Here is a 13,928-nt window from a genome sequence, read left to right on the forward strand (position 1 = left end):
TAAGCGATGTCAATTATAGAATTATTCCCTGCTTTTCTTTTAGTTTTTATTCGGATCACCGCTTTTTTTGTGACAGTACCGCTTTTAGCGCATAGAACGATCCCGGCTGTACACAGAGTTGGATTCTCACTGTTTTTAGCTGTCATTAGTTTTAGCACCATAAAAGAACCGCCAGCACTCGACATAGACGGTCTTTATATGATGCTTGCGGTGAAAGAAGCAATGGTCGGACTTCTGCTTGGGCTGATTGCATACATCATGGTGTCCGCTGTTCAAATTGCCGGCTCATTCATTGATTTTCAAATGGGTTTTGCGATTGCCAATATTATTGATCCGCAAACAGGGGCGCAGACGCCGCTGATGGGACAGTTTTTTTATACGGTCACATTGCTGTTGATGCTGGCAACAAACGCACATCACCTGCTGCTTGATGGAATCTATTACAGCTTTCAATACATTGCAGTTGATCAATACGCATTGAATTTCGGCAGTGAATCCTTTGCTTACTTTATCGCAAAGAGCTTCAACCAAATGTTTATCATCGCCTTTCAAATCTCGGCACCTGTCGTGGCAAGTCTGTTTTTAGTCGATTTGGCGCTGGGGATTGTGGCACGTACAGTTCCGCAAATGAACGTATTTGTGGTTGGACTTCCTATTAAAATGGGTGTGAGTTTTATTATGATCATCATCTGTATGGGCGTCATCTTCGGTGTTGTCCAAAATACATTTGAAACGATTGTACTCACCATGAGGAATTTCTTAGCATTGGTCGGTGGTTCGTCATGATGACAAGGCTTAGACTAGACTTGCAATTTTTCGCAGGTGAAAAAACAGAAAAAGCAACGCCGAAAAAAAGGCGGGATTCACGTAAAAAAGGACAGGTTGCCAAAAGCACCGACGTCAATACAGCCATCTCATTTCTATTAATCTTTTTATCATTCTTTTTTATTGGGCCTTTTATGAAAGAGCGGATTATCGCGCTCATAGAACGTTTTTATTCAACAACCATGCTAATGAAGGTTAGCACATCTAATATTCATCAATTATTCTTGGAATTGCTTCAGGAAACAGGGCTCCTCCTCATGCCAATCCTTGGTGTTGGTATGCTGGCGGGCATTATCAGTAACTATTTACAAGTCGGCTTTCTCTTTTCACCAGAAGTGATCAAACCGAAATTAGAAAAGCTTGACCCAATCAAAGGGTTTAAACGGATATACAGTATTCGAGCCCTCGTAGAGCTATTAAAATCCATTTTGAAAATTGGCTTTGTAGGCTTTGCGACATTTATTGCTCTTTGGATGCACTTTGACGAAATTCTGCGGCTTCCTTTATTAACAGCAGAGGAAACCCTTCATTTCGTTGCAAATATGACCTTAATTATGGGGCTGTATGCTGCTGGTGCTCTTCTGATTTTAGCAGGGCTTGATTATATGTATCAGAAATTTGATTATGAAAAAAACTTGCGGATGTCCAAACAAGACATCAAAGATGAGTATAAAAAATCAGAGGGTGACCCGCTCATCAAATCAAAGATTAAACAGCGTCAGCGGGAAATGGCCATGAGACGGATGATGCAGGAAGTCCCTAAAGCGGACGTCATCATTACAAACCCAACCCACTATGCCATTGCTTTAAAGTATGATGAAGAAAAAATGGACGCGCCCTTTGTTGTGGCAAAAGGAACGGATATTTTGGCTTTAAAAATTAGAACGATTGCGAAAGAGCACGATATCATGACCGTAGAAAACCGGCCGCTCGCCCGCGCGCTCTATGATCAGGTCGACATCGACCAAGCGGTACCGGAAGAATACTTTAAGGCCATCGCAGAAATTTTAGCTTACGTCTATAAAACGAAACAAAAGATTTTATGAATTTTTGGTTTTAAAAGGAGAGAACAGGCATGTCAGCAAGAGATTTATCTGTTTTATTCAGTGTTATTTTAATTGTGGCGATGCTGGTCATACCGTTTCCGCCAATGCTATTAAGTATTTTAATCATTATTAATATTTCTCTTGCGCTTATCGTGCTTCTCACCACAATGAACATGCAAGAACCACTGCAATTTTCAATTTTTCCATCATTGCTTTTGCTCTTAACGCTGTTTCGTTTAGGGCTTAACATCTCTACAACACGTTCTATTCTTTCAACAGGAGATGCTGGAAAGGTTGTAGAAACGTTCGGTTCATTTGTTGTTGGAGGAAATATCCTCGTTGGTCTCGTTGTTTTCCTTATCCTGATTATCATTCAGTTTATCGTTATCACAAAAGGGGCAGAGCGTGTATCAGAGGTTGCGGCAAGATTTACTCTCGATGCGATGCCAGGTAAACAAATGAGTATTGACGCAGATTTAAATGCAGGTATGCTGACAGAAAGTGAAGCAAGAAACCGCCGTGAAAAAGTAGCGAGAGAAGCAGACTTTTATGGAGCGATGGATGGTGCAAGTAAGTTCGTTAAAGGGGACGCCATCGCAGGTATTATCATCGTCATTATTAATATTATTTTTGGAATCATTATTGGGATGCTTCAGCAAGGAATGTCGATTCAAGAATCAGCTTCCCACTTTACGCTATTAACGGTAGGAGACGGGATTGTTTCACAAATTCCTGCACTTCTCATTTCAACAGCAACAGGGATTGTCGTCACAAGGGCTGCTTCTAATGGGAACCTTGGTTCAGATATCACTGAACAACTGTTTGCATTCCCTGCTATGCTTTACGTCACAGCAGGCACGATCTTCCTTCTTGGGCTGTTTACGCCAATCGGCGTACTTTTGACAGGACCGATCGCAGGTTTACTTGCCCTCGGCGCATACTTGATGTCGAAAAACAAACAAGACCAAGAAGAAATTGAAGAGGTACTGGAGGAACAGGCAGAGGTAGAAGAGATGAAAAGTCCAGAAAGTGTCATTCATCTCCTGCAAATGGATGCCATTGAATTTGAATTTGGCTACGGCCTCATCCCGCTCGCTGATGCAAACCAGGGCGGTGACCTGTTAGACCGGATTGTGATGATCCGAAGGCAGCTTGCCCTTGAACTTGGTCTCGTCATTCCAATCGTCCGAATCCGGGACAATATTGCACTGAACCCAAATGAATACCGGTTGAAAATTAAAGGGAACGAAGTAGCAAAAGGAGAGCTGCTGCTTGATCATTACTTAGCGATGTCCCCAACGCCTGATGATGATCCGATTGAAGGAATTGAAACAATCGAACCATCCTTTGGCCTGCCGGCTAAATGGATATCAGAAGCAGAAAAAGATCAGGCTGAGATGCTAGGCTATACGGTTGTGGATCCAGCGTCTGTTGTGTCTACTCACATCACAGAGAAGATTAGACAAAACACACACGAGCTGCTCGGACGCCAAGAAACGAAGCAATTAATCGATCATCTGAAAGAAAGTTATCCTGTCTTAGTGGATGAGGTAACGCCAAATCCGCTGGCAGTCGGTGATATTCAAAAAGTACTGGCGAAGCTGCTGAAAGAAAAGGTCTCTATCCGAAACCTTGTCACCATTTTTGAGACGCTTGCAGACTACGGAAAATTAACGACTGATACAGATTTATTAACAGAGTATGTGAGACAGGCGCTGGCAAGACAGATTACCGCACAGTATGCAAGAGAAAATGAATCACTCAAAGTCGTGACATGCTCAGGCCGAGTAGAAAAGGTGATTGCAGACAGCGTTCAGCAGACAGAGCATGGCAACTACTTATCGTTAGATCCAGAATCCTCTGAAAGTGTGATTCAATCAGTGGCGAGAGAAATTGAACAGCTTTCGCTTCGTCAGGAAACGCCGGTTCTATTATGCTCACCTCCTATAAGAATGTACGTTAAGCAGTTGTTAGAAAGATATTTCCCAGATTTACCGGTACTATCTTATAACGAACTAGAAGCGAATGTGGAAGTACAGAGCATCGGAGTGGTGGATATCTAATGAAAATGAAAAAAATCACAGCAAATTCTATGCAGGAGGCAACGATTCAAATCAGGCAGCAGCTTGGGAAAGATGCCGTTATTTTAAATTCTAAAACCGTTGTCAAACGCAAACTGTTCGGTTTGAAGAAACAGCAAATGGTCGAAGTGATTGCAGTCCTGGATCAAGATTTCGAGGAAAGAGCTGGTAAAGGGTTAAACCCTGCACCGCCTCTTCCAGTGTTGCCAAAAAAGGAAAAGCTCCCCGAAGAGCCTTCATTTGTTCCCAAGGCGTCGAAACCAGCGCCTTCTCATACCCAGCCTTTAGAATATGTGAGGAATGAACGGCATGCGGGTATTCTGCCTGATCCTCTTATGGCAATCGATCAAAAGCTGAAGGATCAAGGGCTTGATGATGCCATTCGAGACGAATGCCTGAAGGGTCTTTTAACAAAGGGCGCAGTTAAAGATGATCACATAAATAAAGAGCTTGAACAACTGCTGACAAATATGCTGCCAGCGCAAACCTCTGATGAGCCGATGATTTCGTCAAAATACATTGTACTGTTCGGTTCAACCGGAGCTGGTAAAACGACAACGATTGCAAAGCTGGCTGCTAAAACGGCTATTCAGCAGCAAAAGAAAATCGCTTTTATTACAACCGATACGTACCGGATTGCAGCGATCGAACAGCTGAAAACATATGCTGAACTGCTGAATGCACCGCTTGAGGTTTGTTATTCGAGAGAGGATTTTGTAAAAGCCCAAGAGACCTTTAAAGAATATGATCATATTTTCATCGATACAGCAGGCCGTAACTTTAAAGAAGAAGCGTATATCAAAGAGCTGACCGACATTATTCCATTTGATGAGAGCATTCAAAGTTTTCTCGTGATGAGTGCCACATCGAAGTATCAAGACATGAAAGCCATGGTCAAACGCTTTGAGCACGTTCCAATCAATCAATTCATTTTTACAAAAGTAGATGAAACGGACACGATGGGAACCATTTTTCAAATCATTGCTGACTCTCAAATCAAACTTGGTTTTTTAACAAATGGTCAAAATGTGCCTGAGGATATTCTTGAAGGTTCTCCTCTTGAACTTACAAGGATGGTTTTACAATCATGAAGCCTGACCAAGCAGAAGGGTTAAGAAAACTAGTTCAGCAGAGTCAAATGATCACACCTGCTCCTCTTAACGCCAGCGGACAGGCAAAAACCATTGCCGTCATGAGCGGTAAAGGCGGAGTAGGTAAATCGAATTTGACCCTGAATATGGCACTGTCTATCGCAAGTACAGAGAGAAGAGTGTTAGTGATTGATCTTGATTTTGGGATGGGGAATATTGATATTTTACTAGGGAAAACATCGACTAGTTCTATATTAGATGTTCTCGTTAGAAAAAAATCCTTCCAAGCAGCCATGACAAAAGGAACGGATAACCTATATTACATTTCTGGCGGAAGCGGGCTTGAACAGCTGTTTTCTTTAGATAAAGATCAATGGTCGTTCTTTTTGGAAGAGATGGAAAGAATGATGCAGGACTTCGATTGTATTTTCTTCGATATGGGAGCCGGCTTGTCAAAAGATCAGCTGCCTTTTGTCTTATCGGCAGGAGAAGTCGTCGTTGTGACTACGCCAGAGCCAACATCCATCATGGATGCCTACAGCGCGATTAAACACTTAGCCATTCATCAGTTTGAACGGTCTGTGCAAATCATTGTTAACCGGTGCAAAACGCCGTCAGAAGGGTCTGAAACCTACCGGAAATTAGCAGGAGTGGTCACATCTTTTCTTCACAGAAAACTTGTATTTGCTGGCGCTGTGCCTGATGATCCTGCGGTTCCTAAAGCAGTATCAGAACAAATTCCATTTTATATGAAGCAGCCTCATTCAAGGCTGAGTAAAACCATTAAGATGCTGGCAGAAACACTATATCATCAGCAGATAAGAGAGGCACGGAGAGAACAGCATACGTTTATAGATAAGTTGTCCTCTTTTTTTAAAAGGAGGAAGGTGGACTCATGATTAGAGTGCTAGTAGTAGATGACTCGGCCTTTATGAGAAAGCTCATTAGTGATTTTCTAAGTGCCGAGCAAGAAATAGAAGTCGTCGGAACGGCGCGAAATGGGGAAGATGCCTTAAAACGGATCAAGGAACTGAATCCAGATGTTGTCACATTAGATGTGGAAATGCCTGTTTTAAACGGAACAGAAGCATTAAAACAAATTCTGGCTGAACACGACCTTGCCGTGATTATGGTGTCAAGCCAGACAAAGCAAGGAAAAGATTTAACCATCCATTGCTTAGAACTCGGTGCTTTTGACTTTGTGACAAAGCCTTCGGGAAGTATTTCGCTCGATTTGCACAAAGTGAGGGGGCAAATTGTAGAGCGGGTACTTGCGGCAGGACTGTCAAGGAAACGCACTGAAGAGAAGGTGTCTCCTAAGCCGGTGATAAAGCCGCCAAGTCCAGTGGCTGCACCCCGTCTGCAACCAGTAAAAGGCAGCTCACTCCGAAAGATTATTACTATCGGAACATCTACAGGAGGACCAAGGGCACTTCAACGAGTCGTAACGAAGCTGCCTAAGGACATCGAGGCACCTATATTGATTGTGCAGCATATGCCAGCAGGATTCACGGCATCACTTGCTACTAGGTTAGATCATTTATCACAAATTACGATTAAAGAAGCGCAAGATGGAGACATCGCGAAAAATGGAGTGGCTTACATAGCTCCTGGTGGAATGAATATGTCACTTCATGACCAAGGGGGCTCACTTGTTATCAGGCTGTCCCCTGAAGACACGGAAAGCCGGCACAAACCATCTGTTAACTATTTATTTGAATCCATCAGCAGCATAAAGGGTTACGAGAAAATCGCTGTCATTATGACAGGTATGGGCAGTGATGGTACTGAAGGTGTCAAAAAAATGGTCGCAAGCGGTCATACGAAAGTCATTGCAGAAAAAGAAGAATCATGTGTTGTTTTCGGAATGCCTAAATCAGTCATTAAAGCAGGCCTTGCACATGAAACAAGGCATGTGGATGACATCGCACATGCAATTATTAGCTCCATGAAAAAAGAGAGGGCGTGAACACGTTGGATGTAAACCAATACTTAGATATCTTTTTAGATGAAAGCAGAGAACACTTACAAACTTGTAATGAAAAACTTCTTGATTTAGAAAAGAACCCAACCGACTTGCAGCTAGTGAATGATATATTCAGAGCGGCTCATACATTGAAAGGAATGAGTGCAACGATGGGCTTTGATGATATGGCTCATTTAACGCATCATTTAGAAAACATGTTTGATGCTATCCGTAATGAACAAATGATTGTCACTCCTGAGTCAATGGATACGATGTTCGAAGCACTCGATCATCTTGAAGCAATGGTTCAATCGATTGCAGAAGGAGGAGACGGGAAACGTGATGTCACAGAGATTAGTAAAAAGCTAGATGTGACAGGAAGCCATGCTGAGGCAGCTTCTAGCGTTGAAACAGCAGATGCATCAGCTGCTGCTAATGACTTAGATTATAACGAATTTGAACGTACGGTTCTTGATGAAGCGAGAGAGCAAGGCTTCAAATGCTATGAACTTAACGTGACATTAAGCGAAGCGTGCTTACTAAAAGCTGTTCGTGTCTATATGATTTTTGAAAGACTAAATGAAGCAGGCGAGGTTGTCAAAACCGTTCCAAATGCAGAACTGTTAGAATCAGAAGATTTTGAATCTGAATTCAGCATTTCTTATCTTTCTAAACAGCCGATGGACGAAGTGCAGAAAATCGTCACGGCGATCTCAGAGGTTGAGAAGGTTGAGATCTCTGAAGTCTCCGCATTTGAAGAAGCAGCTCCGGCTGAAAAGCAAGAGGTGCAGCCTGAACAGAAAAAAGAAGAAACATCCGTTCCTGCTGTAAAAGCGCCAGCAAATGATGCGCCAAAAGCAAATGGCAATAACGGTGCAGCTGCCGGCGGAACGAAAACAATTCGTGTCAACATCGACCGTCTTGATTCTCTTATGAATCTATTTGAAGAACTTGTGATTGATAGAGGCCGATTGGAACAGATTGCTAAAGAACTAGAAAATAACGAACTCACAGACACAGTCGAAAGAATGACTCGTATTTCTGGAGACCTGCAATCAATCATCCTGAACATGAGAATGGTACCTGTGGAAACTGTCTTTAACAGATTCCCGCGTATGATTCGTCAATTGACGAAAGAGCTTAATAAGAAAATTGAACTGATTATTGAGGGTGCTGAGACGGAGCTTGATCGAACAGTGATCGACGAGATTGGAGATCCGCTGTTGCACTTACTTAGAAACAGTCTAGATCACGGGATTGAATCACCAGAAGAACGTGTGAAAAAAGGCAAGCCGGAAAAAGGTACGGTTCTATTAAAAGCGTATCATAGCGGAAACCATGTCTTCATTGAAGTAGAAGATGATGGAGGCGGGATTAACCGTAAAAAGGTGCTTGAAAAAGCGTTAGAGCGCGGGGTTATTACAGAAAGAGAAGCAGAAACGCTTGAAGATCATCAAATTGATTCATTGATCTTTGCAGCAGGATTCTCTACAGCTGATACGATTTCTGACATCTCAGGCCGCGGTGTAGGTCTTGACGTTGTGAAAAACAAGCTGGAATCACTTGGCGGATCTGTGAGCATTAACTCAACAGAAGGACAGGGTTCACTATTTTCGATCCAGCTTCCGCTTACATTATCGATTATTTCCGTTCTTCTTGTAAAACTAGAAGAGGAAACATTTGCGATTCCGATTTCTTCTATTATTGAAACGGCGGTCATTAAGAAAAGTGACATCCTGCAAACGCATGATCGTGAAGTGATTGATTTCCGCGGATTTATCGTACCGGTCGTGTACTTGAAGAAACAATTCCACGTACCAAATGCGAATGAATTAGAGGAAGAACTGCACATCATTGTTGTTCGTAAAGGAGACAAGCTGACAGCATTTGTGGTCGATTCATTTATTGGTCAGCAAGAGGTTGTATTGAAATCACTAGGAGATTATCTGCCAAACGTATTTGCGATATCCGGCGCAACGATCCTAGGTGACGGTCAAGTTGCACTCATCGTTGACTGTAATGCACTGATCAAGTAAAAAACAATAGAGGAGCGGTCTGAAATGAGTACAGATATCAAAACTGGCGAAAAGATGATTGTGTTTATCGTAAACAAAAAAGAATACGCCATTTCAGTATCAGAAGTAAAGTCCATTGAAAAATGGCAGCAGCCGACAAGAGTTCCTGGCGTTGCCCCTTATATATGCGGTGTTATTAATTTACGCGGTGTCGTGACGCCTGTCATTGACCTGAGAGTCAGACTTGGTTCTACTGACAACGAGATTACAGATGAAACAAGAATGATCATTGTACAAGTTGGTGACATTGAAGTCGGCTGGATTGTTGATGAAGCAAATGATGTCATAACCGTCCATCAGGAAGAAGTAGAATCTTCTCCTGAATCAGCTGAAAAAGAAGGACAGTCATGGGTGACAGGTATCATTAAGCATGATCAGCGTCTTTTCAATATCATTCATGCCGGTGCTGTCCTCGACAAGAGCGTTCAAGGTGCACCTGTTCATTAAGGGGGATGTGAAATGAGCATTTTCAACGAAATTAAAGATGAACAGCTAGATATTTTAGGAGAGGTTGGGAATATCGGGGCAGGCCACGCAGCGTCTGCTCTTGCCAACCTATTGGATCGCAAAATAGATATGGCTGTTCCTTTTGTCAAGGTTCTCTCGTTTGAAGATTTAATGGATTTCTTTGGCGGTGCAGACCTTCCTGTTGCAAGTATTTTCCTGCGAATGGAAGGGGATTTAACCGGCTCAATCTTTTTCATTATGCCGTTTGAGCAAGCAGAGCAATTTGTAAGAGAGCTTGTCCAGGATCCGGCATTTGATATTGATACGATTCATGAACATGAGATGGGGACGTCAGCACTTCATGAACTTGGAAATATTTTAGCGGGCTCTTATTTATCAGCCCTTGCCGATTTAACCAAATTGCAGCTTTACCCAAGTGTTCCAGATGTCACGCTCGATATGTTCGGGGCTGTCATTAGTGAAGGGTTGATGCAATTCAGTCCTCTTGGCGATCAGGCGATTGTGATTGATACATCTATTTTTGATGATCAAAATAAGCAAGAGCTGAAAGGAAATATGTTTCTATTACCAGACTTTGAATCGTTTGAAAAACTATTCAAAGCATTAGGTAACCTATAATGAACGTGCAAATTCCGGCAGTTGTAAAGGTTGGTATTGCGGATGTTCAGCTTGTTAAATCACCGGACCGCATTCGGACATCCGGTCTTGGTTCCTGCGTAGGGCTTGTCTTGTTTGATCAAGACAAAAGGCTGGCAGGCCTTGTCCATGTTATGCTTCCAGATTCCTCTCTTTCAAAAGGGGCGGTGGAGAACTTGGCTAAATATGCAGATACAGGTGTCAAGCATACAATTGATCTGCTCTTAAAAGCAGGCGCGCGCAAACATGCGCTAAAGGCAAAACTTGCTGGCGGGGCGGAAATGTTTAAGTTTAAGTCAACCAATGATCTAATGAGAATTGGACCTAGAAACGTTTCAGCTGTAAAAGAACATCTGTCTCTTCATCATATCCCGATTATTAGTGAGGATACAGGCGGAAACAGTGGCCGTACAATTGAATTCGATCCGCTTACGGCAGAGCTTGAGATCCGTACTGTGAAGCAAGGCATTATGAAGATATAACTAAGGAAGTATAGGGGGATAAAGATGCAATCCTTAAATTACGAAGATCAGGCGCTATGGGCTAGATGGAAAGAGTGGAAAGACCCAGCTGCTGGAGATGATCTTATGCGCCGCTATATGCCGCTCGTCACATATCATGTTGGAAGAATTTCCATCGGTCTCCCGAAGTCAGTGCATAAAGAAGACTTGATCAGTCTAGGGATGCTCGGTTTATATGATGCCCTTGAAAAATTTGATCCCGGAAGAGATCTGAAGTTTGATACATATGCATCCTTCAGAATCCGCGGGGCCATTATCGACGGTCTTCGTAAAGAGGACTGGCTGCCTCGTACATCAAGAGAAAAAACAAAAAAAGTAGAAGCGGCTATTGAAAAGCTTGAACAGCGGTATTTGCGTAATGTGACGCCGACAGAGGTGGCTGAGGAACTCGGCATGAGTGAACAGGATGTCGTTACAACGATGAATGAAGGATTCTTTGCAAATCTGCTCTCAATTGATGAGAAGCTGCATGATCAAGAAGACGGAGAGAACGTCCAAGTCATGATTCGCGACGAGAAGTCTGTGACTCCAGAAGAGAAAATGCTGAAAGATGAATTAATTGAACAGCTTTCTGAAAAAATCACAGAGCTTTCAGAAAAAGAAAAGCTTGTGATCAGTCTTTTCTATAAAGAAGAACTGACATTAACAGAAATCGGTCAAGTGCTCAATTTATCTACCTCGCGCATTTCGCAAATTCATTCAAAGGCCTTGTTCAAGCTTAAGCATCTGCTTGATAAAGCCATTCAATCTTAAAGAGTTAGTGAGTGAAAAAATATGTTATGGCTGATTAGCTTCATGCTTCATGCTGCACTTATTTATTTTGTGATTATTTTATATACGAGAATGAATTCGCTGAAGGCAACAGAACAAAAGCAGCGAGAACTTCTAGAAGAAACGGAAAATACCCTGGCTGCATTTTTGATGGAGGTCAAAGAAGAGAATGACAAACTATCAAAAGTGGCAGCCGCTTCCCCTGATTTTTCTGCTGAAGAGCTGAAATCGGATCTTCAGACACCAAAGCAGCCACAACCACCAATTGAATCCCAGCAATCGGTCGAAAGTGAAGATCCCGTACCAGAGCACCTGTCGGCTCTCCTTAGCGAAGTTGAGGTGCAGGAAGAGAAGGTAAACGAACCCGTTCCACAACTCGAAACAGAGGCTTCTATGCCTTCTAAAAGTGAAATAGAAGAAACATTCGAGGACCAAGTGAAGACCCTATATGATGAAGGGCGGTCACTAGAAGAAATAGCGAAAGAAATGAAAACTGGCAAGACAGAAATCGAGCTTTTATTAAAATTTAGCGGAAAGCTGTAAAGGATTCTTGATTGTCAGTCCATCATGTGTTATATTATTTCTTGGTGTTAAATACACACGCTTAATGATTCGTATGAAGGTGCTGCCGTGGCGCAGTTTTATGTGAACATGACTTAAGCGGAGGAAAAAAAACCATTATATTAGGAGGCAACAAAATGTCAGTTATTTCTATGAAACAATTGCTAGAAGCTGGTGTTCACTTCGGTCACCAAACTCGCCGTTGGAACCCAAAAATGAAGCGTTACATCTTTACAGAGCGTAACGGTATCTACATCATCGACCTTCAAAAAACGGTGAAAAAAGTAGAAGAAGCTTACAACTTCACGAAAAACCTTGCTGCTGACGGAGGAAAAATCCTTTTCGTTGGTACGAAAAAGCAAGCACAAGATTCAGTGAAAGAAGAAGCAATCCGTTCTGGTATGTTCTATGTGAACCAACGCTGGCTTGGTGGAACTTTAACAAACTTTGAAACAATCCAAAAACGTATTAAACGTTTAAAAGATATTGAAAAAATGCAAGAAAACGGTACGTTCGAAGTTCTTCCTAAGAAAGAAGTCGTTCAACTGAAAAAAGAATTAGAGCGTCTTGAAAAATTCCTAGGCGGAATCAAAGACATGAAGAGTCTTCCGGATGCACTTTTCATTATCGACCCTCGTAAAGAGCGTATTGCAGTTGCAGAAGCTCGTAAATTGAATATCCCAATCATCGGTATCGTTGACACAAACTGTGATCCAGACGAAATTGATGTTGTGATCCCTGCAAACGATGATGCAATCCGTGCTGTAAAACTTCTAACTGCTAAAATGGCAGATGCGATTCTTGAGTCTAAACAAGGCGAAGAAGAAGCTGTTGTAGAAGAAACGACAGAAACTGAAACAACAACTGCGTAACCTATTCAAAAGGTGATAAGAGGGAAATGCCTTTTATCACCTTTTTTTCACCTAGTAATCCGTGTTTTAACATAGAAGGAGGAAATGTAAAATGGCAATTACTGCTCAATTAGTTAAAGAACTGCGTCAAAAAACTGGTGCAGGTATGATGGACTGTAAAAAAGCGTTAACAGAAACTGATGGTGACATCGAGAAAGCAATCGACCTTCTAAGAGAAAAAGGAATCGCAAAAGCTGCGAAAAAAGCAGACCGTATTGCGGCAGAAGGATTAACTCTTATCAAAACTGACGGCAACACAGGCGTGATCCTAGAAGTGAACTCTGAGACTGATTTCGTTGCGAAAAACGAAGGATTCCAAGCACTTCTTAACGAACTTGCTGATCATTTGCTTGCTGCTAAACCTGCAACACTTGAAGAAGCTCATGCTTCTAAAATGGAAAACGGTTCAACAGTTGAAGAGCATATCACATCTGCAATTGCGAAAATCGGAGAGAAAATCACTCTACGCCGTTTCTCTGTCATCACAAAAGAAGATAATGCTGCATTCGGTTCTTACCTGCACATGGGCGGACGTATCGGTGTGTTAGCTGTTCTTAACGGAACAACTGACGAAGAGCTTGCAAGAGACATCGCTATGCACGTTGCAGCTGTAAACCCTAAATACATTTCTCGTGACCAAGTGTCAGAAGAAGAAGCAAACCGTGAGCGTGAAGTATTAACACAGCAAGCTCTTCAAGAAGGAAAGCCTGAAAACATCGTAGCTAAAATGGTAGAAGGCCGTCTAAACAAATTCTTCGAAGAAATTTGCTTACTTGACCAAGCGTTCGTTAAAAACCCAGATGAAAAAGTGAAACAAGTTGTAGCAGCGAAAAACGCAACTGTTCAAACTTATGTTCGCTATGAAGTGGGCGAAGGTATCGAAAAACGTCAAGACAACTTTGCTGAAGAAGTTATGAGCCAAGTGAAAAAATAATGTTTGAAAAGCTCTCTGGGGCTTTTTTAGGGAGCACAAGCA

General features: G+C 42.2%; 14 protein-coding genes. All 14 read left to right on the top strand.

Features of this window, described 5'->3' with window-relative positions; genetic code table 11:
• The first annotated feature begins 6 nt into the window (after positions 1-6).
• The 14 genes from fliR (at position 7) to tsf (ending at position 13,886) form a co-directional block, all read left to right on the top strand.
• Positions 7-786 carry a flagellar biosynthetic protein FliR gene (fliR, locus tag NSQ34_RS07840; protein WP_024426982.1) on the top strand — a complete coding sequence of 260 codons (780 nt, stop codon included), beginning with the start codon at positions 7-9 and terminating at the stop codon, positions 784-786.
• Positions 783-1,871 carry a flagellar biosynthesis protein FlhB gene (gene flhB, locus NSQ34_RS07845; protein ID WP_029707677.1) on the top strand — a complete coding sequence of 363 codons (1,089 nt, stop codon included), beginning with the start codon at positions 783-785 and terminating at the stop codon, positions 1,869-1,871. Before fliR ends, flhB begins: the two co-directional genes overlap by 4 nt.
• Positions 1,872-1,900: 29 nt before the next feature.
• Positions 1,901-3,934 (top strand): flagellar biosynthesis protein FlhA, encoded by a 2,034-nt coding sequence (gene flhA, locus NSQ34_RS07850; protein ID WP_111927362.1) that lies wholly within the window; start codon positions 1,901-1,903, stop codon positions 3,932-3,934.
• The gene (gene flhF, locus NSQ34_RS07855; protein WP_111927364.1) at positions 3,934-5,043 is read left to right on the top strand and encodes a flagellar biosynthesis protein FlhF; all 1,110 of its coding nucleotides are present in this window, start codon (positions 3,934-3,936) and stop codon (positions 5,041-5,043) included. Before flhA ends, flhF begins: the two co-directional genes overlap by 1 nt.
• Positions 5,037-5,942 carry a MinD/ParA family protein gene (locus NSQ34_RS07860; RefSeq protein ID WP_024424160.1) on the top strand — a complete coding sequence of 302 codons (906 nt, stop codon included), beginning with the start codon at positions 5,037-5,039 and terminating at the stop codon, positions 5,940-5,942. Before flhF ends, NSQ34_RS07860 begins: the two co-directional genes overlap by 7 nt.
• The gene (locus NSQ34_RS07865) at positions 5,939-7,012 is read left to right on the top strand and encodes a chemotaxis response regulator protein-glutamate methylesterase (protein WP_041507300.1); all 1,074 of its coding nucleotides are present in this window, start codon (positions 5,939-5,941) and stop codon (positions 7,010-7,012) included. The genes NSQ34_RS07860 and NSQ34_RS07865 overlap by 4 nt, the downstream gene beginning before the upstream one ends.
• Positions 7,013-7,017: 5 nt before the next feature.
• Complete coding sequence (locus tag NSQ34_RS07870; protein ID WP_041117392.1) at positions 7,018-9,045, top strand: chemotaxis protein CheA; 2,028 nt, start codon at positions 7,018-7,020, stop codon at positions 9,043-9,045.
• A gap of 24 nt (positions 9,046-9,069) precedes the next feature.
• A complete protein-coding gene (locus NSQ34_RS07875) occupies positions 9,070-9,531 on the top strand; it encodes a chemotaxis protein CheW (protein WP_024424157.1) in 462 nt (153 codons plus the stop codon).
• Between the two features lie 12 nt (positions 9,532-9,543).
• A complete protein-coding gene (locus NSQ34_RS07880) occupies positions 9,544-10,170 on the top strand; it encodes a chemotaxis protein CheC (protein ID WP_024424156.1) in 627 nt (208 codons plus the stop codon).
• Positions 10,170-10,670 carry a chemotaxis protein CheD gene (locus NSQ34_RS07885; protein WP_024426989.1) on the top strand — a complete coding sequence of 167 codons (501 nt, stop codon included), beginning with the start codon at positions 10,170-10,172 and terminating at the stop codon, positions 10,668-10,670. Before NSQ34_RS07880 ends, NSQ34_RS07885 begins: the two co-directional genes overlap by 1 nt.
• A gap of 24 nt (positions 10,671-10,694) precedes the next feature.
• Positions 10,695-11,462: a FliA/WhiG family RNA polymerase sigma factor gene (locus NSQ34_RS07890; protein ID WP_024424154.1), complete on the top strand. Its 768-nt coding sequence runs from the start codon at positions 10,695-10,697 to the stop codon at positions 11,460-11,462.
• A gap of 21 nt (positions 11,463-11,483) precedes the next feature.
• Positions 11,484-12,023 carry a hypothetical protein gene (locus NSQ34_RS07895; RefSeq protein ID WP_024426990.1) on the top strand — a complete coding sequence of 180 codons (540 nt, stop codon included), beginning with the start codon at positions 11,484-11,486 and terminating at the stop codon, positions 12,021-12,023.
• A gap of 155 nt (positions 12,024-12,178) precedes the next feature.
• Positions 12,179-12,913, top strand: coding sequence for a 30S ribosomal protein S2 (gene rpsB, locus NSQ34_RS07900; protein ID WP_024426991.1), 735 nt, complete (start codon positions 12,179-12,181; stop codon positions 12,911-12,913).
• A gap of 91 nt (positions 12,914-13,004) precedes the next feature.
• The gene (gene tsf, locus NSQ34_RS07905; protein ID WP_024424151.1) at positions 13,005-13,886 is read left to right on the top strand and encodes a translation elongation factor Ts; all 882 of its coding nucleotides are present in this window, start codon (positions 13,005-13,007) and stop codon (positions 13,884-13,886) included.
• The last annotated feature ends 42 nt before the right edge of the window (positions 13,887-13,928 follow it).

Source organism: Bacillus sp. FSL P2-0069 (assembly GCF_038593315.1).
Lineage (GTDB): Bacteria > Bacillota > Bacilli > Bacillales > Bacillaceae > Bacillus > Bacillus safensis.

Coding starts and splice junctions, on each gene's coding strand:
- fliR (WP_024426982.1), top strand. CDS start 7: ATGTCAATTATAGAATTATTCCCTGCTTTTCTTTTAGTTTTTATTCGG.
- NSQ34_RS07880 (WP_024424156.1), top strand. CDS start 9,544: ATGAGCATTTTCAACGAAATTAAAGATGAACAGCTAGATATTTTAGGA.
- tsf (WP_024424151.1), top strand. CDS start 13,005: ATGGCAATTACTGCTCAATTAGTTAAAGAACTGCGTCAAAAAACTGGT.
- NSQ34_RS07890 (WP_024424154.1), top strand. CDS start 10,695: ATGCAATCCTTAAATTACGAAGATCAGGCGCTATGGGCTAGATGGAAA.
- flhF (WP_111927364.1), top strand. CDS start 3,934: ATGAAAATGAAAAAAATCACAGCAAATTCTATGCAGGAGGCAACGATT.
- NSQ34_RS07865 (WP_041507300.1), top strand. CDS start 5,939: ATGATTAGAGTGCTAGTAGTAGATGACTCGGCCTTTATGAGAAAGCTC.
- NSQ34_RS07875 (WP_024424157.1), top strand. CDS start 9,070: ATGAGTACAGATATCAAAACTGGCGAAAAGATGATTGTGTTTATCGTA.
- flhA (WP_111927362.1), top strand. CDS start 1,901: ATGTCAGCAAGAGATTTATCTGTTTTATTCAGTGTTATTTTAATTGTG.
- flhB (WP_029707677.1), top strand. CDS start 783: ATGATGACAAGGCTTAGACTAGACTTGCAATTTTTCGCAGGTGAAAAA.
- NSQ34_RS07885 (WP_024426989.1), top strand. CDS start 10,170: ATGAACGTGCAAATTCCGGCAGTTGTAAAGGTTGGTATTGCGGATGTT.
- rpsB (WP_024426991.1), top strand. CDS start 12,179: ATGTCAGTTATTTCTATGAAACAATTGCTAGAAGCTGGTGTTCACTTC.
- NSQ34_RS07895 (WP_024426990.1), top strand. CDS start 11,484: ATGTTATGGCTGATTAGCTTCATGCTTCATGCTGCACTTATTTATTTT.